Raw genomic sequence first — 22,398 nt, forward strand, 5'->3', positions numbered from 1 at the left:
TTATAAATTTGCAAATAAATCCAAATAAAAAAGAGCTTATGAAAAGAAATTATTGCTTATCATTAGTGTTGCTTGCATTGCTTGGGATGTCTGTGCCATATTCGGTTGTTGCTGCTGATAATGCGCTAAGTTCCCAAAGTACTCAGCAAGCCAAAACAATCACAGGTAAAGTAGTGGATGTTGCAGGCGAACCGATTATTGGAGCCAGTGTATTGGTGAAAGGTTCCAGTACAGGTTCTGTTACTGACATCGATGGAAAATTCTCGGTAGAAGCTCCAGTGGGTAGCACATTGGTAGTCTCATTTGTTGGATATGCTACGGAAGAAGTGAAGGTAGGAACGGCAAGCGACTATACGGTTACCCTGAAAGATGATACCCAGTCATTGAGTGAAGTTGTTGTAACGGCTATGGGCATTAAGAAAGAGAAAAAGGCGTTAGGTTATTCTGTTTCGGATATTAATTCCAAAGAGTTAATGAAGAACAAGCAAACGAATGTGGTAAACTCTTTGGCTGGTAAAATCCCCGGTGTGAATATTACGCAGGCGGGTGGTGCTGCGGGTGCCGGTTCCAATATTGTAATTCGTGGCGGTAACTCTGCCAGCGAATCTCGTGATAACCAGCCCTTGTTTGTTGTAGACGGTATTATCTATGATAACTCTACAGTAAATACCGGTAATTCCGGTACGGATGGCATGACGAAAACTGCAACTACTTTCAGCAACCGCGTAATGGATATTAACCCTGAAGACATTGAGAGCATGTCCGTGTTGAAAGGTGCTGCGGCTGCTGCGCTGTATGGCTCCCGTGCTGCTAATGGCGTTATTATCATTACGACCAAGAAAGGTGAAGAGGGTGCTGTAAGGGTGAATGTAAGCAGTAAATATACCTATTCATGGGCTAATAAATTACCGGAAGCTCAAAAACAGTATGGCCGTGGAGAATATAACACTTCTGGTGCTTTTATTGATAAGACGATGGATTCCTGGGGAGATCGGATTGATGGTATGGCTTATGATAATATAGATGATTTCTTTCAAGGAAGTAGTGTTTGGGATAATAGTGTAAGTGTGTCCGGCGGTAGTAAGAACGGTTCTTTCTATTTATCCGGTTCCAATTATCATCAGTCCGGCATTATCCCTACAACTGGTTATGACAAGACGACTTTCCGCTTTAATGGTGAACAGAAATATGGCATCCTGACAGTAGGAGCCAATGTTTCTTATTCGCAGGCAAGTACTGATAAGACACTGACCAGTGCAGGTTTGTACGGACAGGGCGGTAACGGTGCAATGACCGCTGTTTACGGATGGCCTGTCGACGATCAGATGAGTCGCTATCTGAATGATGATGGTAGTAAATACCGCATATTGGAGGGTTTGCAGGATTTGGAGGATGATGTTGAAAATCCGTATTGGATTCTGAATAAAAATACTTTGACGGACGAAACATCCCGTTTTACGGGTGCAGTCAACGCAAGCCTCAAACTGACAGACTGGTGGGATGTTTCCGCACGTGCGGGTATTGATAAGTACACTACCAGTTCCAATACGCTTCGGCGTCCGGGTGGTGCGGTCAAGCAGATATATCAGAACGGTTATATGTCCAAAGGTGATGTGAATTACCAATACATTACTACGAATGTGATGTCTAACTTCCATAAGACTTTCGGTGATTTTGATTTGAATCTTCTGGTAGGTACTACTACAGAAGCTACGAAGACAACGAATAACACCCGTTGGGGATATAATTTTGTAACGGAAGGGCTTTACAGTTTCAACAATATTATTAAAGCCAACCAGTATTTCAAAGAGAGTACGGTACGCAAACGCATGGTAGGCCTTTACGGTGAATTCCGTGCTTCGTACAAGAATCTTGTTTATCTGACAGTGACCGGACGTAACGACTGGTCTTCTACATTGCCGGTGAATAACCGTTCTTATTTTTATCCTTCCGTAAGCGGTTCGTTTGTGTTTACCGAACTGCTGCCGAAGAACAACGTACTTTCATTCGGTAAGATCCGCGGTTCATGGGCACGGGTAGGTAAAGATGCCGATGCCTATTCTTTGGGATACTATATGTGGCCGGTAGCTACGCTGAACGGTGGCAAATATGGTATGGGCAACAGTTGGACAGGCGGTAGTGTCGGTTTGAAACCTGAAATACAGGATTCTTATGAATTGGGTTTGGAAATGCGTTTCTTCAACGGACGTTTGGGCTTTGACTATACTTACTATCAAAGCAAGACGAAAGACCAGATTTGTGCACCGCGTTTGGCACAGTCTACGGGATACATTTTCCTTACGCTGAATGGCGGTTCGGTAGAAAATAAGGGTATGGAGCTCTCGATTACAGGTAAACCTATTGTAACGAAAGACTTCCAATGGGAAACGACATTGAATCTTTCCGGTAACCGTGGACGATTGGGAGATTTTATCGACGGTGTGGATATTTTCTATGTGACGGATGCGCAGGTCGGTGCAGCCAAAGCCGGTTCAATACCCAATGGCGGTTATTTTTTGGGATTGACGGGTAATAAGTATGAAACGGCTCAAGGGCCCGACGGCAAGATGTACAATGTTATCGACCCGTCTACAGGTTTGTATAAGGATACGCAAGTTGAAACCAATATTGTGGGTAACCGTGAACCGAAGCTGATAGGTGGTTTTAATAATAGTTTCAGCTATAAGAATTTCAACCTTTCTTTCTTGTTCGATATCCGTCTGGGAGGTGACATCTATAATGGGACCGAATACTATCTCGTGACGAAAGGATTGAGCACAAAGACAATAAACAGAGAATCCGTATCATTTACGGGTGTTGTCAATACGGGTACTGCTGCAAAACCGTCTTATGAAACCAAAACAATTACCTATAATGCCAATGAAACTTATCAGGTTGGTAACTCTACCCGTTCCGGCAAGTATATGATTCAGGAGTATTATAAGAATTATGCCAAGAACGCCTATAACTTTATAACTGACACCAATTGGCTGCGTTTGCGTTCTATTTCCTTGTCCTACGATTTCAAGGATTTGTTGAAGAAACAAAATATAATCAAGGGGCTGACTGCTACAATTACGGGAACTAATCTGTTTGTTTGGACAAACTACAAGGGTATGGATCCTGAAACATGCGTTTCAGGTTCCGGTACAGGTGGTTCCGGTTCTGCAGGTATCGACTATTGCGGTGTTCCGGCCACAGCCGGCATGTCGTTTGGCATTAATCTTACATTCTAATAACAGATTTAAAAAGATAAGAGTATGAAGAAACTAATACATATTGCACTTGGCTTGGCGCTTGTGTTCGGCATGTCTTCTTGCGAGGACTACCTGGATGTGAATACAGATCCGGATAATCCGGTTTCCGAAACCGTATCACCGCAGCTTCGCCTGCCGTGGATACAGAACTATTATGCTTACGCATGGGGTACAGCCAGTATGCGTACCAATACGATTGCCGGTATCATGACACAGACTGGCGGCACGGCTGCTAACAGCCTCTTGTCATCATGGAATCCTGCCCAAAGTTCATGTACCACTATTTATCAGAATTTTTATCTGGGTGCAGGTGTAAATATCGATCCTTTGATAGAGAAGGCGGAAGCGGAAGGAGCTTATCATTATGAAGGTGCAGCTTATTGCATTAAGGCGATGGGATTTATGATGATGCTCGACTTGCATGGCGAGCTGCCTGTTCAGGAAGCGTTTACCGGTAAGACCAATCCGGCCTATGATGACGGTAAAACCATGTATGAACTCTGTATGGGGTATCTGGACAAAGCTATCGAGAATTTTGGCAAGCAGCAGAACACTACGGCTCCCGCATTGAGTGCAGGCGATTTATGGAATGGCGGAGAGGTTTCCAGGTGGCTGAAATTATGTTACGGTCTGAAAGCCCGTTATTTGCTGAAATTATCCAAGAAAGAGGATTTGTATGATCCGGAGGCTATTTTGACGGCATTGAACTCTGCTCCTCAATCGAATGATGACAACACCATTATGAAACATTATAATGTGGAAGGGGATGAGGTTAATTTTACGGTGAGCGACCCTTATCAGGCTTCCGTTATTTGGGATTGTACCGGATATGGTTCGACACAACGTCTGACGCGCTGGTATGTTAATCTGTTGACTAATGAATTTACAGGCGGTTCGGGTGTGAAAGACCCTCGTTTGTCAAAGCTTGTTCCTGCCATGATGACAAATGTGAAACTGAATGCTGATGGTAAAATAACGGCTAATGAATGGATTCGTGATGCCGGGGTGGATGTGATACATTCCACTACACGCGCAGAAGGCGGTCCGGTAGCTGCTTTGTTTGTAACGGGTGGAGAAACCGGTTATAATAAGGAAAAAGGCGGATTTATGATAACTTATGATTTATCCAAAGCGGATAATGAAACAAAGACGAAATTTATTGCTGATGCTCAGGCCATACACCAGACAACGGTCGACGGCAACAATGTGACCGTGCTTTATCAAAAGGGGGCTGCATATTGCAATAATAAGGATTATAAGCGTGCAGGTGATACTATTTATGTAAATTTACGTTCTAACGGTATGGCCAATAGCGGGCGAAACACTACGGATATGTATTACTATACCGATGCGAAATCAGACTATGTGGGCGGTACGGGTACATTCTATGCACGTCCTAATTCAGATTCCGATATTCTTACTTATTCGGAAATGTGCTTTATCAAGGCGGAAGTCCTTTTCCGCAAAGGAGATACCGATGGTGCATTGGATGCCTATCAAAAAGGCATAAAGGCAAACTTTGACCGTATGCAGGCTAAATTGAAATCATGGGAAGCCGAAGGAACAAAGAATCCGGATCAGAAGCCGATGGATGAAGGTGAAATCAGTACTTATATGGCAAGTTCTTCCGTATGTCAGAATGCTGCTAGTCTGACCTTGTTCGAGATTATGCGTCAGAAGATTATCGCATTGGGTATCAATACCGAAAATTGGAATGATATGCGCCGTTTGGATTATGACTATGTGGATTACGACCGTCCGCAGGATTTCACGGCTGTCAGCAAGATTGTAGGTACTTCTAAGAATGAGCCTACTTATTGGTTCCGTCGTTTCAGCCAGAGTACTCATGAGAGCAACTATAATCTGACTCAGCTAAAGGCATCCAACAAACAAGCCATGACAGACCCGATTTGGTCGTGTCCGGTTTGGTGGGATTGTGCAACAGATAATGAGTATTACGGTTACATTAAGTAGGTCATAACCTTATTAGTTTATAGAATGTTAATTTAAATATCTTAAAATCTTGATGCACATATTATTTCATTGATTATCTTTGCACTCGAAATATGGATTTATAAGATATGTTAAAATATTGGAGACCTAAACAGTCTTCATTCATAGATGATGATTGGAACAGTCGGTTCGTGAGAATCGGCTGTTTTTTGTTGGGTTTGTTTGCATATCAACAGCGGTAATGTTACTTTTGCAAGAAAGAACCCATTTAGTCAATGAAGTATGAAACAAGGTAAGAAATACATTTCTCCGGGAGCATGGTTCTCTATGGTTTATCCGGCAGACTGGAATGAATTTGAAGACGGGGAAGGCTCTTTCCTGTTTTATAATCCTAACGAGTGGACCGGTAATTTCCGTATATCGGCTTATAAGGGAGATACTGCATACGGCAGGGAATCTGTTAAGCAGGAACTCAAAGAGAATACTTCGGCCACACTTGTGAAAATAGGTCGTCTGGATTGTGCGTACAGTAAGGAGATGTTTGAGGAAGAAGGAACATACTACACTTCCCATCTCTGGATAGCTGGGATAGACGATGTTGCTTTTGAATGCTCGTTTACGGTGCGTAAGGGAGAGCCGGTGGCAGAGGCCGAAAGCATCATAGCTTCATTGGAAGTCCGTCGGGCCGGCCAAAAATATCCGGCAGAGATAATTCCGGTGCGCCTATCGGAAATTTACCGGATAAACGAAGCATACGAGTGGGTATGTACCACTGTAAAAGAGCAGTTGAAGAAAGACTTCCAGGGACAGGAAGAAGATATAGCCAATATGCAGCAGGTCATAGACAGCGGCAGCATAGGCGCCAAGAAAAAAGAGGTATGGTTGTCGCTGGGTATTACGCTTTGTGTGATTTTGGCTAATGAAGTAGACGGTTTGGAATGGCGTACGCTCATCGACGGCAATCGTGAAGCCCCTGTTCTGACGAGTGTTGCGGGCAATACCGTGATAGACCCGATGAAATTGGTATGGAGCAAAGTCAAAGCCGGAGAGCCCTGCAATCTTGCAGAGGTTTACCGGAATTTACTTTCATGACAAGCCATTGCCCGATTCATATTGCCGTCTGCATGGCAATTTCTCAATTTTAATTCTCAACTCTCAATTTAATAAGTTTTGGCAGCAGTAAATTCAATCCTTCAAGTGGAAAACCTGACTAAGTCGTTTGGCGACCTGGTACTATTCGAGAATATATCCTTTGGTTTGTCCGAAGGGCAACGGGTGGGGCTTATTGCCAAGAATGGCAGCGGCAAGTCCACACTGCTTAATATCCTTTCCGGAAAAGAAGGCTATGACGGCGGTACAATCTCTTTCAGACGTGATATACGTGTCGGCTATCTGGAACAAGACCCTCAATATCCGGAAGAGCTGACTGTGTTGGAAGCATGTTTTCATCATGGCAACAGTACCGTAGAGCTGATAAAGGAGTATGAACGTTGCATGGAGACGGAAGGGCATCCCGGTTTGGATGAAATTCTGGTGCGCATGGACCATGAGAAGGCCTGGGAGTATGAGCAGAAAGCCAAACAAATTCTTTCTCAACTCAAAATCCGCGATTTCAATCAGCAGGTGAAGTCTCTGTCCGGCGGACAATTGAAACGTGTGGCGCTTGCCAATACGCTTATCACCGAACCCGATCTCCTTATATTGGATGAGCCTACCAACCACCTCGACCTTGATATGACCGAATGGCTGGAAGATTATCTGCGCCGTACCAACCTCACTCTGCTGATGGTGACGCACGACCGCTACTTCCTCGACCGCGTCTGCTCGGAGATAATCGAGATAGACAATCGCCGTATATACCAGTACAAGGGCAATTACAGCTATTATCTGGAAAAACGCGAAGAGCGCATCGAAGCCAAGACCGTAGAGATAGAACGCGCCAATAACCTGTATCGTACGGAGCTTGAATGGATGCGGCGTATGCCGCAAGCCAGAGGGCATAAGGCACGTTACCGGGAAGATGCTTTTTATGAATTGGAGAAGGTAGCCAAGCAACGTTTCAATAACGATAATGTAAAGCTGGATGTAAAGGCATCCTATATTGGCAGCAAGATATTCGAGGCAGACCACCTCTATAAGTCCTTTGGCGACTTGAAGATACTGGATGATTTCTCCTACATCTTCGCCCGCTATGAGAAGATGGGCATCGTGGGGAATAACGGTACGGGAAAGTCCACCTTCATCAAGATACTGATGGGACAGGAGTTGGCGGATAGTGGTACGCTGGACATCGGCGAAACCGTCCGTTTCGGCTATTATTCGCAGGAGGGTTTGCAGTTTGACGAGCAGATGAAAGTCATCGATGTGGTGCAGGACATTGCGGAAGTGATAGAGCTGGGTAACGGCAAGCGTCTGACGGCATCGCAGTTTTTGCAACATTTCCTCTTTACGCCTGAAACGCAGCACAGCTATGTCTATAAGCTGAGCGGTGGCGAGCGCCGCCGTCTCTATCTGTGTACGGTGCTGATGCGCAATCCTAATTTCCTGGTTCTGGACGAGCCTACCAACGACCTGGACATCGTTACGCTGAACGTATTGGAAGAGTACTTGCAGAACTTCAAGGGATGTGTGATTGTGGTGAGCCACGATCGCTACTTCATGGATAAGGTGGTGGACCACTTGCTGGTGTTTAACGGGCAGGGAGACATCCGCGATTTCCCCGGCAACTATACGCAGTATCGCGATTGGAAAGATGTGAAAGCCGCCCAAGAGAAGGAAAAGGAAAAAGAAGCGGCTAAAACTCAGGAAGAAAAGACTGCGAAAGTGCGTCTGAATGAAAAGCGCCGTATGTCTTTCAAGGAGAAGCGCGAATTTGAACAACTCGAACAGGAGATTGCGGCATTGGAAGCCGAAAAGCAATCCATTGAAGAGGCGTTGTGCAGCGGTGCGCTATCCGTAGAGGAATTGACGGAGAAGTCAAAACGCTTGCCGGAACTGACGGACTTGATTGATGAAAAGACCATGCGCTGGCTGGAACTGAGCGAGATAGAGTCGAACTGAGAACTAGCTCCGGTTTTTATCGGCAGACTGATGAGGCGCCGGAATTAAGAATCTAACTAAAATATACGAGAATGAGCAGAAGCAAGAATCTGACGAACTATCATAGTCACAGCCTGTATTGTGACGGACGTGCCAGCATGGAAGATTTCGTGCGGTTTGCCTTGAGCGAGGGATTTACTTCGTATGGCTTTTCATCCCATGCCCCGTTGCCTTTTTCTACGGCATGGACTATGGAGTGGGACCGTATGAACGACTATCAGGCCGAATTTCATCGGATAAAGGAAAAGTATGCCGGAAAGATAGAACTTTATCTCGGCTTGGAAATAGATTATTTAAATGAAGAGAGCAATCCGTCTGCTGCCCGTTTTCGTGAACTGCCGCTGGATTATCGCATCGGTTCCGTGCACATGCTGTATAATGAACGGGGCGAAGTGGTGGATGTGGATGTTCCGGCCGATGTTTTCAGGCAGATAGTAGATAAGCAGTTTGGCGGCGACTTGGAGCAGGTGGTGCGCTTGTACTACGGACGGTTGAGGCGTATGCTGGAGTTGGGCGGGTTCGATGTAGTGGGACATGCGGACAAGATGCACTATAATGCTGCTTGCTATCGTCCCGGTCTGCTCGACGAGGTTTGGTATGATACGCTCGTGAAAGAGTATTTTGAAGACATTGCCGCACGAGGCTATCAGGTGGAAATCAATACCAAGTCTTACCATGATTTGGGCACTTTCTATCCCAACGGACGTTATTTCCCGTTATTGCGTGGTTTGGGTATCCGCGTTCAGGTCAATAGCGACTCTCACTATCCGGAGCGGATTAACAGCGGTCGCCCGGAAGCATTGCGGGCATTAAAGCAGGCAGGGTATGAAACTGTGATGGAGATGTACAACGGGGTATGGCAGGAGATGCCGATAGTATTATAAGAATCCTGTAAAACAGAAACCCGGTAGTTTGTTCCTCAAAAATTGTATTAAGACGTGCACCTAATGCTCTTTTTAGGCAGGGATTACACAGATTTCGATTTCCCGTGCCTAAAAAAAGCACACAGTGAGCATTCTCTATTTGGGCATATTCTCTTTACTTGTATATGCTGTTATTTCTTCAACAGGAACTCATCGATAGCCTTTTTGTAGGTTGCCTTATCGGCAGCTCCGCGGAATAACTGGGGTTCGCCCTGCATCGGAATAAAGACAAACAGAGGAATACTGGTGGCGTTGAACAAGGCTGCCAGTTCTTTCTCCTTATCCACATTGACTTTGTATATTACGATTTTCCCGGCATATTCTTTCGCCAGTTCCTTCATAATAGGCGCTGTCATCCGGCAAGGTCCGCACCAGTCGGCATATAAGTCGATGATGGCGGGTTTGTCGCCTTTATATTTCCACTCTTTGGACTTCTCGTAATCGAATATATCCTTGATGAACATGGCTTTGTTCATTACGATTACGCTACCCTCCTGGGCAGTCTTTTGCGTTTCAGCTTGTTTCTGTTCGGCTCCACCGGTGCAAGCATAAGTCAGCATGCTTGAGAAGATGAGAACCGCCATGGTTATGATTTTCTTCATGTTTCTTAATTATGAGTTTTGTTCGATAATGGCTTTAAGTTCCTTACCGCTGATTACCCCCGAATGACGCCACAAAGCTTCACCCTTTCTGAACAGGATAAAGGTAGGAACCATCTGTATACGATAGCTTGCAGCCAATTCTTCATGCTGGTCTACATCGATTTTTGCAATACGCGCTCTGTCGCCGATTTCGCCTTTCAATGCTTCCAGCACGGGGTGCATGGCTTTACAAGGTCCGCACCAGGTAGCAAAAAAGTCTACTAAAACAGGTTTTTCCGATTGTATTAATTCTTCAAATTTCTCCATAATCTTTGTCTTATATATAGTTTATGAATATATAACGGATAAACGAAGAAATTGTTCGCCGTCAATTGTAAATTAGTAATAACTAATTACTTTTTGTCATGTCCGGTTCCGCTTCGCTAATCGTCAGCTCCTTGATGATGTGCGAAGCACCGGCATACTTGTCTATGATAAACAACGTATAGCGGATATCCACACAGGCGGCACGTTGCGAAGATGGACGGAAAGCGATGTCACCCGTCAGACCCTCGTAGTTGCGGTCGAAAGCCGTACCTATCAGTTCGCCTTTGGCATTGAACACCGGGCTGCCGGAGTTTCCGCCCGTATTGTCCGTGTTCACGATGAAGCATACGGGCATCTCGCCGTCGGGCATGGCATATCGTCCGAAATCTTTTGTCTGGTACAATTGCTTCAGTTTGGCAGGCACCACAAACTCCCAATTGTCGGGGTCTTCCTTTTCCATTGCCCCCTTTAGGGTGGTGTAATATCCGTATTCCACACCGTCGGCAGGTTTATACGGCAATACGCGTCCATAGGTCAGGCGCAGGGTGGAGTTGGCATCGGGATATATAGGTGTGCCGGCTTCCCGCTTCATGTCCATCATGCCTTTTACCCATACCTTGTGAGCGGCATTATAGTTGCGGTTGGCATCCATCATGGCAATGGTAGTTTGCAACAGACCGTCGGTGATGGAGTATTTGAGCAGTGTCATCCAGTCGTTGCCAATCTTATACAAGCTGGGTTTGCGGATGAACTTGGCGAAATTCTCCTTGCTGCCGAAGATGGAATATTCGAAGCAGGCATCGATAAAGGCATCGCTGTCTCCCTTGAAACGCTTGTCGATAACTTTGAAAATACCGATGCGCTGTTCGGCAGGAATGTATTTCATGTAGGTTTGCAGCATCTTCTTCCCTACAATTCGCTCCACTTCGGGGAAGGGGACGGACGCAAAATACTTGTCGGCGGCAACTTGCAGACTGTCGGCGGCGGTTTTTATCCGGGTTTTATCCTTGCTTTTCAGGGCAGAAACCAGGGCGGCGGTACTCGGAATCCGCATGAAGTCGAGTCCCGTAACCAATGCTTCCTGAATGGCCTGCTGATGATAGAGAGCATTGCGGCGATGCTTCACGATGCCGCGTATTTGGTCGAAAGCCTTTTGATAAGAACTGTCGTTCAGGGCACGGCCGCGTGCAAGGAGCTGTTCCTGCTGTGCGCGTTTCGTATCTAGTATTTTCAGGCGGACAAGCCCTTCGTTCATGCCGATGGCATTCTTCCAGTAATTAGCGGATGAGGCGTATTTACTTGCATAGTGGATGCGCACGGCATCGTCTTTCAGCATTTGCTCCATGAGGGCTTTCTGGCGGACGTCACGCACGTGGTGGCGCATGAAGTTGGTGGTTTGCATACGTTCTTCCACTTCGTCGGAAATCATGTAGCGCCAGTTGCGTCCGGGAAATCCCATGACAAACGTGAAGTCGCCTTCACGATAGCCGGCGAGGCTGATGGTGAGGTGCTTCTTTACCTGCAAGGGCACATTGTCGGGGTTGTAAGCGGAGGGTTGGCCGTCCTTGCCGGCGTAGATGCGGAATAAGGAGAAGTCGCCCGTGTGGCGCGGCCACATCCAGTTGTCCGTATCGGCTCCGAACTTGCCGATGGAAGAGGGAGGAGCACCTACCATGCGGATATCGCTGTAGGTTGTCTTTAGGAACAAGTAATATTTGTTTCCGCCGTAGAATGCTTTCAGTTCTGCTTTATGGCCGGATGTCAGCGTGATGTCTTGCGCGGACAGGAAACGGTCGGCTATCATGGCAAGGTATTTGGGCGAGAGGTAATTTGTGCCGTTCGGGTCAGAGTCTATCTGTAACTGGTCGTTTACGTAGTCCGTCACGTCCATTATCTCGTCGATGTAGGTCACAGTAAGTCCCTTGCAGGGCAGCTCCTCGCTGCGGGACATTGCCCAAAAACCATCGGTCAGGTAATCGTGCTCCACGCTGCTGTGTTGCTGGATGGCTCCATAGCCGCAGTGATGATTGGTCAGTACCAGCCCTTCTGCCGAGATAACCTCACCCGTGCAACCGCCGCCGAAATGCACTACCGCATCTTTCAGGGCTATGCTGTTGGGGTTGTATATCTGTTCGGCAGGGATAAGCAGGCCGAGCTCTGTCATGGCAACCTCGTTCTGCTGTTTGAGGTCGGTAAGCATCCACATTCCTTCGTCGGCGTGTGCCGAAAGGATGCCGGATGTAAGGAATAATGATAATATGATTCGTCTCATGTAACTATGCGTTAGAAGGTGTTCTGAGAGAGGGGAAATTCAATATACGACTAAATAGGATTCAGTATACGAGTGAATGGCATTCAGTATACGACCGAATGCCATTCACTTTCATACCCTTTTGGGGATGGGTTCCCATTACTCAATGATGTTCATTTCTTTTATCAGATGTCCGCAGTCTCCTAGTTTTTCCAGAATGAAGAGTACATAGCGGATGTCCAGTGCGATGCAACGTTGCAGGTTGTTGTCGAAGTTGATGTCACCACTCAAGGATTCCCAGTTGCCGTCGAATGCACAGCCGATAAGCTGTCCTTCACCGTTGATGACGGGACTGCCGGAGTTACCGCCGGTGATGTCGTTGGTAGTCAGGAAGCAAACGGGCATTGTGCCGTCGGCCATGGCATAGCGTCCGAAGTCTTTATTGAGGATAAGCTCCTTCAGTTTGGCGGGCACTACGAATTCGCGGTCTTCGGGGTTTTCTTTTTCAAGAATGCCGTCCGTGGTGGTGTAGTAATTGTAGTGTATGGCATCGCGCGGGCTGTATGCTTTCACATTGCCGTAGGTCAGACGGAGCGTGAAGTTGGCGTCCGGATAAGAGGGTACGGGCAGTTTCATCTCGCCCAGTCCGCGGATGTATGCTTTATGCAGCAACTCAAGACCGTTGCTCAGTGCCTTTTCTTCTATGGAAACGGCTTTCAGCTTTTCTATCTTCGAGCGGGAGTAAGCTGTGGCAGGGTCTTTTTCGATAGCCTTTACCGTAGGTTTCTTCATGAACTTGTCGAAGTTGGTGCGGTTGGCAAGGATGGAGTTGTCGTACATATCATCTACGAAAGCATTGTAGTCGCCTTTGTACTTGCTTTGGATAGTCTGGTAGAAAACGGGCAACTGTTCAGGTTGCAGTTTTTGGGCGAGAGCGGGCAGGATGGCTTTGGCTACGGCACGGTCTACTTCGTGGTCGTAGTCTTTGTTGTGGATGTCGTTGAACACCTCTTCCAACTGTGCTTTGGAAGCAGCAAGCAAAGAGTCGTTTTTCTCTTTCAGCGCCGTCTTTATCTTATGCATAATCATGTACGGGCTTCCGAATTCGATAGCGCCGCTCAAGGCTTCGTACAAGTAGTTGAACTGACGGGTAACCGGCATTCTCTTGGCAATGATTTCGTCGATTCTCTCTACTACACCCTCGTATTCGGTTTTACCTTTGGCAAATTCGGCAAAGTTCTTTTCCTGTTTCGCTTTTGTGCCCAGCACATCGTTGTCGATAATTGCCTTGTTCATGCCGATGGAGTTTTTCCAGTAGTTGCTGCTTCCGGCAAATTTGCTGGCATACTGGATGCGGGTTTTGTCGCTGGCATCCATGTACTTGCGCAGTACATCGAGGCGGACACCGCGCATGTCAATCATGGCCTGGTTGTCTGCTTCCATGCGTTCTTTCACTTCCGACCGGGTGAGGTAACGGCTGGTGCTGCCGGGGAATCCCATAATCATGGCATAGTCGTTTTCTTTCAGTCCTTTGATGGAAATGGACAGGAATTTCGGAGTCTTCAAAGGTACGTTGCTTGCATTGTATTCGGCCGGTTCTCCGTTGGCATCGGCATAGATGCGGAACATGGAGAAGTCGCCCGTGTGGCGCGGCCACATCCAGTTGTCGGTTTCACCGCCGAACTTACCTACCGAGGAAGGGGGAGCGGCTACCATGCGTACGTCACTGTACACTTTGTAATAGAACAGGTAGAATTTATTTCCCGCATAGAAAGGAAGTGCTCTTACCTCGATGCCCGGTTTGCCTTTCAAATCACTCTTTTCCAGTTCTTCTTTGGCAAGTTTGCCGAGGAACGGGGCGGTCAATGCATCGACTTCCGTCACTTCTCCGGCTTTGACTTTCGCGTTTACGAGGTCGGTGATGTCTACAATGCGGTGTACGAAACGGAATTTCAATCCCGGAGTAGGCAACTCTTCATTGCGGCTTTTTGCCCAGAAACCGTCTGTCAGGTAATCGTGTTCCACTGAGCTGTGCTGTTGGATAGCACCGTAGCCGCAGTGGTGATTGGTGAGAATCAGTCCTTCGGGTGAGATGATTTCGCCCGTACAACCACCGCCAAAGATGCCGACGGCATCCTTCAGCGATACTCCGTTCGGGTTGTATAAATCATCGGCTGCAAGTTTCAGTCCTTGTTTCTTCATCATGTCGATAGAGTTCTGCTGCTTCATCAGTTGCAGTAACCACATTCCTTCGTCTGCACGTGCCGAGCAGACTGTCAGTACGGCGACCGCCGCAATCAAATACTTCGTTACTTTCATCTTTTTTGTTGTTAATTTACTATATGATTTTTAATTGAATCTTCCTTCCCGGATAGCATCCATGATGTTGGCAGGCGGACGCTGGTTCATCAGCTCTTGCTTCATGAAATCCATGTAAGGAGCCACATGCTTGAAGAATTTCCGGTAGCCGGCGCACAGGTAGTTCAGTCCGGGTTCGCCGTCGGCAGTATGTGCAAAGCGGTTTTTAGGACATTCACCGTTGCAGGCAAACAGCCATTCGCACTCCCTGCACTGGGTGGGGAGAGACTTTTGCTTCATCTGTCCGAAGGCTTGCTGACGTTCGCTGTACATCATTTCCACTAGTGTTTTCTGATAGATGTTTCCTAGCTTGTATTCCGGAAATACAAAGTGGTCGCAGGCATATACATCACCGTTGAATTCCATTACACCGGCATGTCCGCAGGTCTTTGCCATGGAACATACGCCCGGCTGTTCGCCCACCCAGTTGGCAAGGGTGGAGTCGAAGAGCTGGATATAGTAAGTACCTACATCCTGTTTCACCCATTCATCGAACAGGGTACAGAGGAAGTTTCCCCATTGTTCCGGGCTAACGGAGAAGTCCGCCAGTTCCGTAGCTTTTTCCTTATCGGTCAGTGAGGCCAGATGGCGTCCGTCTTGGTGCGGCATGATGCGTTCTACGATAGGAGCGAACTGGATATAATGAGAACCGATTTCTTTGAAGAATTTATAGAATTCAAGGGGATAGTCGGCATTGAAGTCATTTACTACCGCCATCGCGTTCCATTCTACTCCGTGCTTTTTCAACAGGTTGATGCCTTGCATCACTTTGACAAAGGATGGTCTTCCAAGCCTGTTTTTACGGTATTCGTCATGAAACTCCTGCGGCCCGTCGATAGATACGCCCACCAGCCAATTGTTCTCTTTGAAGAACTCGCACCATTCGTCGGTGAGCAGTGTGCCGTTGGTTTGTATGCAGTTGTCAATCGTCCGTCCGTTGGCGTATTTCTTTTGCAGTTCCATCGCTTTTTTGTAGAAGGCCAGCGGGCGCATTAGGGTTTCTCCGCCGTGCCAGGTGAACAATACTTGAGGCATTGTTTGCGAATTGATATATTCTTCAATGAACTTCTCCAGCAGTTCATCGCTCATCACGTGTTTTGGATTGTTTACATACAGTTTGGACTTCTCCAGATAATAACAATAATCGCATGCCAGGTTGCATACAGCCCCTACGGGCTTGAGCATTACATAAAGAGGTTTGGCAAAAGGAGCATAGGTTGACATGTATATTTCTCCGTTTTTTATATTTATGATTGTGCAAAAATACGTAAACCAAATGAAAATTCCTTTCTTTCTATCCCGTTTATAAGGAATATTAATACCTTTGCCACGTATAATTCATAAATCGTTTCCTGCATGATTAGAATGAGTGTAAATCGTATTTTGCCTCTTTTGCTTTTACTCGTGTTTTTCACTTCTTGTGCCCGAAAATACAAGGTGGAAGGCAGTTCTTCAGTGACAAGCCTTGATGGAAAAATGTTGTTTCTTAAAACTCTTCAGAACGGGCAGTGGGTAGCTGTCGATTCTGCGGAAGTTATTCATGGGCTTTTCTCAATGAAAGGTCCTGTAGATTCTGTGATGATGGTAACTCTCTATATGGACGATGAAGGGATTATGCCGCTTGTACTGGAAGACGGTAAGATAGAAGTCTCTATTTCAAATACGCAATTGGCAGCTAAAGGGACATTGCTCAATGATCGGCTGTATGAGTTTATAGAAAAACGGAATGCACTGGAACTGCAGATAGAGGAGCTCGACCGCAAAGAGGCGCGTATGGTGCTGGACGGAGCCAATTTGGAAGATGTCCATAAGGAGCTGGCGAAAGAAGGGGAAACTCTTGTTGAAGAAATGAATAATTATGTGAAGCAGTTCATCATTGACAACAATGAAAATGTTCTGGGTCCAAGCGTGTTTATGATGATGTGCAGCACATTACCGTATCCTGTCATGACTCCGCAGATAGAGGATATTATGCGAACCGCTCCATTGGCATTCAAGCAGAATCAGTTGATAAAGGAGTTCCTTTCAAAGGCGAAAGAAAACATGCAGTTGATTGAGGAACACCAGCGCGTCAGGCAAAACGCTTCAACTGATACTTCCGCCAATAAACCGTAGGCAGTGCGGATGAAAGACTTCAACGGTCTTGATCTTCGTTTTTAACCATTCCTTTAAACTTCTCCGGAAGGCTGCTTTCTACTGCTGTATAGGCTTCCGCCATAGTTGCCTTGATGTTCTCCACTCCTTGTCCCTTAGGGGCAATCGGTTCATGAATAGTCAGTATCATGCGGTGGCGGTGTATCCACTTGCCCGTGCGGGGAAGTATCTCAAACGAACCATCGATGGTAACGGGCACTACCGCCAGTTGCAGTTCGTCTGCCAATTGGAAGGCTCCTCTCTTGAAGTATCCCATGTGACCGGTGAATGTGCGTGCTCCTTCGGGGAATACTACCAATGATACTCCATCCTTTAAGGAAGCCTCTGCCTGGCGCATGGTGGCCAGTACTTTTTTAGGACTGGAACGGTCTACGAAGATATGTCCCGCGCTTTCGCATGCTTTGCCTACGAACGGAATCTTTCGCAGGCTTTTCTTCATCATCCATTTGAAGTTTCTGCCCAAGAAGCCGTAAATCAGGAAAATATCGAAAGAACCCTGATGGTTTGGGACAAACACATAAGAAGTACGTTTGTGAAGTTTCTCGCGTCCGTTTATCTTTACCGGAATGAGCAGCAGGTAGCAAATCAGTTGTGACCATATTTTACCCGGATAATATCCCCAGAAATGAGCGCCCCCCAGTAACGAACCGATAATTGTGACCAATGCGGTAAGGACAGTCAGGACCAATAAAACAGGCAGTGCAAAGCAAATCTGGTAAATATTGTAGAGTATCTTCATGGGTTGTGGATTTTATTGCCACAAAGATAGGTCTTTTTTATATTCTGTCACTCTTTCTCGCTAACTAATTTTATGACGGTGACTTCGGGCCATGCACCGAAGCGGAAAGGCAGACCTACGTATCCTATACCGACATTTACATACAGGGCGCGTTTGCCTTCGTAGTACATACCGCTCCATTCAGGGTAGATGAGAGAAGATAACGAGTGTCCGAATATTTCCATCTGCATGGCGTGCGTATGTCCGGAAAGGGTTAACTCTATATCCGAATCAGGCAAAACTTCGCGTCGCCAGTGCGTAGGGTTATGGCTGAGCAGTATACGGAACATGCCTTCCGTGCCTTGCATGGCTTTGGATAAATCGGCGAATTGTGAGAAAGGCGGTTCGCCGTCGTTCTCAACACCTATCAGCGCTATGCTGTCGTCCTTATGATATAGGATGCAATGCTCGTTATTCAGCATTTTCCAACCCATATCTTTTTGCTGTCCTATTAGATACTCCAAGTTGGCTGCTTCCTCTTTTCTGTTATGCCAGCGGTAATATGTCCCGTAATCGTGATTGCCGAGGATAGAATATACTCCGTCGGGAGCATGAAGCAGTGAAAGTGTCTCTTTGAAACCGTCCAGTTCGTGGCTTTGCTGATTGACTAAATCACCGGTAAAGACAATGAGGTCCGCTTGCTGTTCGTTCACCAGCGTAACCAGACGCCGGATAGCTTCCGGATTTCCCAACCAACTGCCTATATGTATATCCGATAGCTGAAGAACGCGGTAACCGTCAAAACCTTTGGGAATGTTGGGCGAGCGATATTCGACATTCTTTACCTCAAAGCGCGTGATACCGGCAATGGCTCCGTAAAGGATATTGGCAAAACCGATTATCCCCAATATCAATCCGAGAAGTGTGTAAGGAAGCCGGTGGGCAACGAAAGGAAAACGGGGATTCCTGAACGGCGTATGGAAAATGATGAATGACAAAAGGCGGCTGATTCCCCGCATCAATATGCCAAACAGCGAACAAAGCATGAATACCGTCTTCGGGACGGCAAACAGCATTACGGTCACTGCCAGCCTGCCGATGCCTTGCGGATGGCGTGAAAGCGCATTGTCACCTGTCATATAGATGTAATACATATATATAGCTACCAGCACAACTGTAGGAAGCCAATACACACTGCGCCAAAGTATGTTACGTGTTCTCTTTACGATGTACACCAAGTAGATGTACATGTCCGGTAAAAGCAGGCATAAGATAAGTATGAGAGTTATTCGGTGCATATGTCTTTCAATTCTTCTATGTTCTTTTTAATGCAGTCGAGGTGTTTGTAAACGACTTTTTTATATATGAAATAAATAAGAAGTGCATCCAGGATGATGTAGCAACCGAGCAAGACGGCTTGTATCATGAGAGGCAGTGTATAGTAATCCATTATCCAGAAGAATAGTATGGTGAAGATAACGGTCCAGGCAGCTACTGCCCATATTTCGTAACGGGTCCAGTTACGGAATCTGGTCATGCGTCGGCTCACTTCGGCTACGGACATTTCGTCTATGTGGGTGTTCTTGTTCCAAAGGTAGGTTTTCCAGTCCCACCACATACCGCTGAGAATAGTTACGGTAATGAAAATCAGAAACAGAATTATCTTGTTCTGCAAATGCTCGTTGAAACCGAAGGTAGGCAGTAAGAACCACACCAGCAGGATGACAGCCAATCCTATCGCACCTGTTCCAAGCGAGAAGCGTTGCAGGATAACGAGTCGTCCCAAACTGTGCCGGGTATTTGTTTTATAATTTGCAATCAGTTCTTTTATCTGTTTCTCATCGGCAATAGGTTCCTTTTGCAACTGTGCATCCAGGGCATTCCATGATTTTTTCAGTTCGTCCAGTTCCATATATTAATCCTCCTTATTCATCTTTTTTAGTTTGTCTTTAATACGGTTGAGTTTGGTGGCCACGTTGGTTACGGTCAGTCCGGTAATCTCGGAAATATCTTCATAGCTTTTTTCTTCCAGATAAAGCAGGATGATAGACTTCTCCAACTGTCCCAGCCGGTTTATCATCCGGTAGAGTTGCTGTAACATGGCTTGCGTTTCGTCGTCCTCTTCGCTGCGGTCGGCTTCCTGGGTGAGGGTGACAATCTCCGGAATGTTCTTTTCTTTCCGTATGAAGCTGATACAGGTATTCAAGGCGATACGGTAAATCCACGTCGAGATTTTACATTCCCTTCTGAATTTAGGAAACGCTTTCCATATATTGAGCACTACTTCCTGATACAGGTCATTAAGAGTCGCGTTCGGAGTGGTGTACAGGTAACACACCTTATAGATGACGCGCTCATATTCCCGTATGACGGACAGAAACTCTTGTTCTACATTTTCCATTGTGTATGCTTGCTCGAATCGCTTTTATTCTGTTTGTCGTAAGAGAAACCGGAAAATCACACTTGCAACATTTAACTCTTTAAATTTGCTGCCAGGAACTTTCGCATTTCCTCAATCGGTTTACCGCGCCGGCAGGCATAATCTTCCAACTGGTCTTCACCAATCTTGCCTACGGCGAAATAGCGTGACTGGGGATGTGAAAACATAAGACCACAGACAGAAGCATGCGGATACATGGCTCCGTTTTCGGTGAGCGTAATGCCTATCTGTTTCATATCCAGCAATTCGTCCAATATAAAGTTTACGGATTGGTCGGGTAGGGAAGGATAGCCTACTGCCGGACGGATGCCCTGATATTTCTCAACCAGCAAATCCGGAATGGAAAGCGATTCATCGGGAGCATATCCCCAGACTGTCTTGCGCACATATTCGTGCATCTTTTCTGTTGCGGCTTCGGCAAGCCGGTCTGTCAGGGTCTGTACGAGAAGATGCTTATAAGGATCGTCTTTATAACATCCTTCGCTCTCCGCACTGACGGAAGATGCAAAAAGCCCTATCGTATCCGGCACTCCGGATGAAAGAGGCCGTATGAAATCGCTCAGGCAGAGAAACGGACTTCCATCCGGATGAGGTGTCTGCTGGCGGAGCAGAGGGAACACCGTATCTTCGATGATGAGATTGTCTCCCTCTGCATTGGCACTGCATAGCCTGTAAATACATTGCACCGAAATTTTCTCATCCAACCGGTTGAGTACTCTGCCGGCTTCCTTAAACAATTGCATAGCCTCGGCGGCTTTGGAGCGTTCTTCTTGCGGAAAAGCCGCAAGCCACATGGCGCGGCAGGAATCGCAACCGTGAATGTTGGCGATTGCTGCAAACTTGGGTTGAAAGCCCCAGGCATGGAAAAAATAAATCCAGTTGATATAGGGGCTTACTTCATGGATTTTATAATTGATAGTTGGCAATTGATAATCTCTATATAAGGTTATGCTCTGAATAGATAATACTATATTATGCTCCTGCTGACGGATAATCAAACCGCAGCTCTTCACCGCGGTAAGAATCGTTCACAGTATTGCCGTTGTAAATAAGATGTCCGTTGGCAAACGTTTTTTCTACTTTCCAGTTGAACGTATGCCCTTCCAAAGGACTCCAGCCGCATTTGCTCAGAATCTTGTCGGTAGTGACTTCCCAGGGAGAGTTAGAGCGTACCAGCACTAAATCCGCCTGATAGCCTTCACGGATATATCCACGCTGGCAAATACCGTATATCCGGGCAGGTGCATGACACATTTTCTGAACAACCGTTTCCAGTGAGAACACTCCTTCGTCCACCAGTTCTAACATACTGACAAGGGAGAATTGTATCATAGGCATACCGGACATTGCTTTCAAAGCCCCGCCCTCTTTCTCGCTCAACAAGTGAGGGGCGTGGTCGGTGGCGATAACGTCAATCAGTCCTGAGTTGACGGCGGTCCGCAGTGCTTCCCGGTCTGTTTTTCGTTTAACGGCAGGATTACACTTTATGCGTGCGCCCAGACTGTTGTAGTGCGTCAGCGTAAAAAGTAAATGCGCTACACATGCTTCAGCGGTGATGTTCTTGTTTGCCAAAGGTTCGTCACTGAACAGTTGCAGTTCTTTGGCTGTGGAAACATGCAGGATGTGCAGGCGCGCTCCGGCAATCTTTGCCAGACGGACAGCCAGTTCGGAAGAGGCATAACATGCCGGAACGGAACGGATACTGGGGTGGGCACTGACGGGAATGTCATCCGCTCCTTTATATTTTTGCTTGTATTTCTCGATATTGTTTTTTATTGTTTCCTGATCTTCGCAATGGGCGGCAATCAGCATATCCGTACCGTTGAATATATTCAGCAGGCTGTTCATTTTATCCACCAGCATATTACCGGTACTGGAGCCCATGAACAGCTTGATGCCGCAAACGCGGTGTTTGTCCAGCTTGTCAAATTCCGTATAGTTGTTGTTGGTTGCTCCGAAGTAGCAGGAATGGTTGACGATACACTTCTCATTCAGCAAGTCGAGTTTGGCATTCAAGGCATCCAACGTTACGGTCAGCGGATTGGTATTGGGCATGTCCATAATGGAAGTCACCCCGCCGGCAGCCGCTGCACGGCTTTCTGTCAGAATATCTGCCTTATGGGTAAGACCCGGATCACGAAAATGCACATGGTCGTCGATAATGCCGGGCAGCAGGTAGCAGCCTGTTGCATCAATCACTTCTTCACAAGGGGCGGAAAGAGGCTTCCAGTTGGTAAGTACTTCGGCGATGCGCCCGTTTTCTATCACTACCGAGCCTTGTACGCTTTGTCCTTCGTTGACAATCGTAGCGTTGTGTATCAGTGTTCTTTTCATATC

Annotated in this window: 17 protein-coding genes; 6 read left to right on the top strand and 11 right to left on the bottom strand. The window is 46.6% G+C overall.

The window, feature by feature from the left end:
• Positions 1–38 precede the first annotated feature (38 nt).
• The 5 genes from NQ565_RS07925 to NQ565_RS07945 all read left to right on the top strand — a co-directional run bounded on the left by NQ565_RS07925 (position 39) and on the right by NQ565_RS07945 (position 9,193).
• Complete coding sequence (locus tag NQ565_RS07925; protein ID WP_040315736.1) at positions 39–3,236, top strand: SusC/RagA family TonB-linked outer membrane protein; 3,198 nt, start codon at positions 39–41, stop codon at positions 3,234–3,236.
• 24 nt (positions 3,237–3,260) lie between these two features.
• Positions 3,261–5,231, top strand: a complete 1,971-nt coding sequence (locus NQ565_RS07930) for a SusD/RagB family nutrient-binding outer membrane lipoprotein (RefSeq protein ID WP_005654828.1) — start codon at positions 3,261–3,263, stop codon at positions 5,229–5,231.
• A 261-nt stretch (positions 5,232–5,492) separates the two neighbouring features.
• Entirely contained in the window at positions 5,493–6,302 is an 810-nt protein-coding gene (locus NQ565_RS07935; protein WP_005654830.1) for a DUF3805 domain-containing protein, read from the top strand.
• 78 nt (positions 6,303–6,380) lie between these two features.
• On the top strand, positions 6,381–8,270 hold the full coding sequence (locus NQ565_RS07940) for an ABC-F family ATP-binding cassette domain-containing protein (protein WP_005654832.1): 1,890 nt from the start codon (positions 6,381–6,383) through the stop codon (positions 8,268–8,270).
• A gap of 71 nt (positions 8,271–8,341) precedes the next feature.
• The gene (locus NQ565_RS07945; protein ID WP_016661346.1) at positions 8,342–9,193 is read left to right on the top strand and encodes a histidinol-phosphatase; all 852 of its coding nucleotides are present in this window, start codon (positions 8,342–8,344) and stop codon (positions 9,191–9,193) included.
• A gap of 170 nt (positions 9,194–9,363) precedes the next feature.
• Here the strand turns inward: NQ565_RS07945 and NQ565_RS07950 are convergent, their stop codons facing one another.
• The 5 genes from NQ565_RS07950 to NQ565_RS07970 all read right to left on the bottom strand — a co-directional run bounded on the left by NQ565_RS07950 (position 9,364) and on the right by NQ565_RS07970 (position 15,973).
• Entirely contained in the window at positions 9,364–9,834 is a 471-nt protein-coding gene (locus NQ565_RS07950; RefSeq protein WP_005654836.1) for a thioredoxin family protein, read from the bottom strand.
• Positions 9,835–9,843: 9 nt separating this feature from the next.
• Complete coding sequence (gene trxA, locus NQ565_RS07955; protein ID WP_005654838.1) at positions 9,844–10,140, bottom strand: thioredoxin; 297 nt, start codon at positions 10,138–10,140, stop codon at positions 9,844–9,846.
• Positions 10,141–10,222: 82 nt separating this feature from the next.
• Positions 10,223–12,412, bottom strand: coding sequence for a S46 family peptidase (locus NQ565_RS07960; RefSeq protein WP_005654839.1), 2,190 nt, complete (start codon positions 12,410–12,412; stop codon positions 10,223–10,225).
• Positions 12,413–12,550: 138 nt separating this feature from the next.
• On the bottom strand, positions 12,551–14,710 hold the full coding sequence (locus tag NQ565_RS07965) for a S46 family peptidase (protein WP_005654841.1): 2,160 nt from the start codon (positions 14,708–14,710) through the stop codon (positions 12,551–12,553).
• Positions 14,711–14,740: 30 nt separating this feature from the next.
• Positions 14,741–15,973 carry an anaerobic sulfatase-maturation protein gene (locus NQ565_RS07970; protein ID WP_005654844.1) on the bottom strand — a complete coding sequence of 411 codons (1,233 nt, stop codon included), beginning with the start codon at positions 15,971–15,973 and terminating at the stop codon, positions 14,741–14,743.
• A 132-nt stretch (positions 15,974–16,105) separates the two neighbouring features.
• Between NQ565_RS07970 and NQ565_RS07975 the strand changes: the two genes are divergently transcribed.
• A complete protein-coding gene (locus NQ565_RS07975; RefSeq protein ID WP_005654848.1) occupies positions 16,106–16,864 on the top strand; it encodes a DUF4369 domain-containing protein in 759 nt (252 codons plus the stop codon).
• Positions 16,865–16,883: 19 nt separating this feature from the next.
• Here NQ565_RS07975 and NQ565_RS07980 read toward each other — a convergent pair whose 3' ends face one another.
• From NQ565_RS07980 to NQ565_RS08005, 6 genes are all read right to left on the bottom strand, one after another.
• Positions 16,884–17,642 carry a lysophospholipid acyltransferase family protein gene (locus tag NQ565_RS07980; protein WP_005654850.1) on the bottom strand — a complete coding sequence of 253 codons (759 nt, stop codon included), beginning with the start codon at positions 17,640–17,642 and terminating at the stop codon, positions 16,884–16,886.
• Between the two features lie 47 nt (positions 17,643–17,689).
• Positions 17,690–18,919: a metallophosphoesterase gene (locus NQ565_RS07985; RefSeq protein ID WP_005654852.1), complete on the bottom strand. Its 1,230-nt coding sequence runs from the start codon at positions 18,917–18,919 to the stop codon at positions 17,690–17,692.
• Positions 18,907–19,533, bottom strand: coding sequence for a hypothetical protein (locus NQ565_RS07990; RefSeq protein ID WP_005654853.1), 627 nt, complete (start codon positions 19,531–19,533; stop codon positions 18,907–18,909). The genes NQ565_RS07985 and NQ565_RS07990 overlap by 13 nt, the downstream gene beginning before the upstream one ends.
• 3 nt (positions 19,534–19,536) lie before the next feature.
• Positions 19,537–20,022, bottom strand: coding sequence for an RNA polymerase sigma factor (locus tag NQ565_RS07995; protein WP_005654855.1), 486 nt, complete (start codon positions 20,020–20,022; stop codon positions 19,537–19,539).
• A gap of 71 nt (positions 20,023–20,093) precedes the next feature.
• Positions 20,094–20,987, bottom strand: a complete 894-nt coding sequence (locus NQ565_RS08000) for a vitamin B12 dependent-methionine synthase activation domain-containing protein (RefSeq protein WP_175456003.1) — start codon at positions 20,985–20,987, stop codon at positions 20,094–20,096.
• 46 nt (positions 20,988–21,033) lie between these two features.
• Positions 21,034–22,395, bottom strand: a complete 1,362-nt coding sequence (locus tag NQ565_RS08005; protein WP_005654859.1) for a dihydroorotase — start codon at positions 22,393–22,395, stop codon at positions 21,034–21,036.
• Positions 22,396–22,398: the final 3 nt, after the last annotated feature.

The sequence above is a fragment of the Bacteroides stercoris ATCC 43183 genome (assembly GCF_025147325.1).
GTDB lineage: Bacteria > Bacteroidota > Bacteroidia > Bacteroidales > Bacteroidaceae > Bacteroides > Bacteroides stercoris.

Coding starts and splice junctions, on each gene's coding strand:
- NQ565_RS07930 (WP_005654828.1), top strand. CDS start 3,261: ATGAAGAAACTAATACATATTGCACTTGGCTTGGCGCTTGTGTTCGGC.
- NQ565_RS07965 (WP_005654841.1), bottom strand. CDS start 14,710: ATGAAAGTAACGAAGTATTTGATTGCGGCGGTCGCCGTACTGACAGTC.
- NQ565_RS07990 (WP_005654853.1), bottom strand. CDS start 19,533: ATGGAACTGGACGAACTGAAAAAATCATGGAATGCCCTGGATGCACAG.
- NQ565_RS07970 (WP_005654844.1), bottom strand. CDS start 15,973: ATGTCAACCTATGCTCCTTTTGCCAAACCTCTTTATGTAATGCTCAAG.
- NQ565_RS07925 (WP_040315736.1), top strand. CDS start 39: ATGAAAAGAAATTATTGCTTATCATTAGTGTTGCTTGCATTGCTTGGG.
- NQ565_RS07960 (WP_005654839.1), bottom strand. CDS start 12,412: ATGAGACGAATCATATTATCATTATTCCTTACATCCGGCATCCTTTCG.
- NQ565_RS07935 (WP_005654830.1), top strand. CDS start 5,493: ATGAAACAAGGTAAGAAATACATTTCTCCGGGAGCATGGTTCTCTATG.
- NQ565_RS07975 (WP_005654848.1), top strand. CDS start 16,106: ATGATTAGAATGAGTGTAAATCGTATTTTGCCTCTTTTGCTTTTACTC.
- NQ565_RS07950 (WP_005654836.1), bottom strand. CDS start 9,834: ATGAAGAAAATCATAACCATGGCGGTTCTCATCTTCTCAAGCATGCTG.
- trxA (WP_005654838.1), bottom strand. CDS start 10,140: ATGGAGAAATTTGAAGAATTAATACAATCGGAAAAACCTGTTTTAGTA.
- NQ565_RS07985 (WP_005654852.1), bottom strand. CDS start 18,919: ATGCACCGAATAACTCTCATACTTATCTTATGCCTGCTTTTACCGGAC.
- NQ565_RS07995 (WP_005654855.1), bottom strand. CDS start 20,022: ATGGAAAATGTAGAACAAGAGTTTCTGTCCGTCATACGGGAATATGAG.
- NQ565_RS08005 (WP_005654859.1), bottom strand. CDS start 22,395: ATGAAAAGAACACTGATACACAACGCTACGATTGTCAACGAAGGACAA.
- NQ565_RS07980 (WP_005654850.1), bottom strand. CDS start 17,642: ATGAAGATACTCTACAATATTTACCAGATTTGCTTTGCACTGCCTGTT.
- NQ565_RS07945 (WP_016661346.1), top strand. CDS start 8,342: ATGAGCAGAAGCAAGAATCTGACGAACTATCATAGTCACAGCCTGTAT.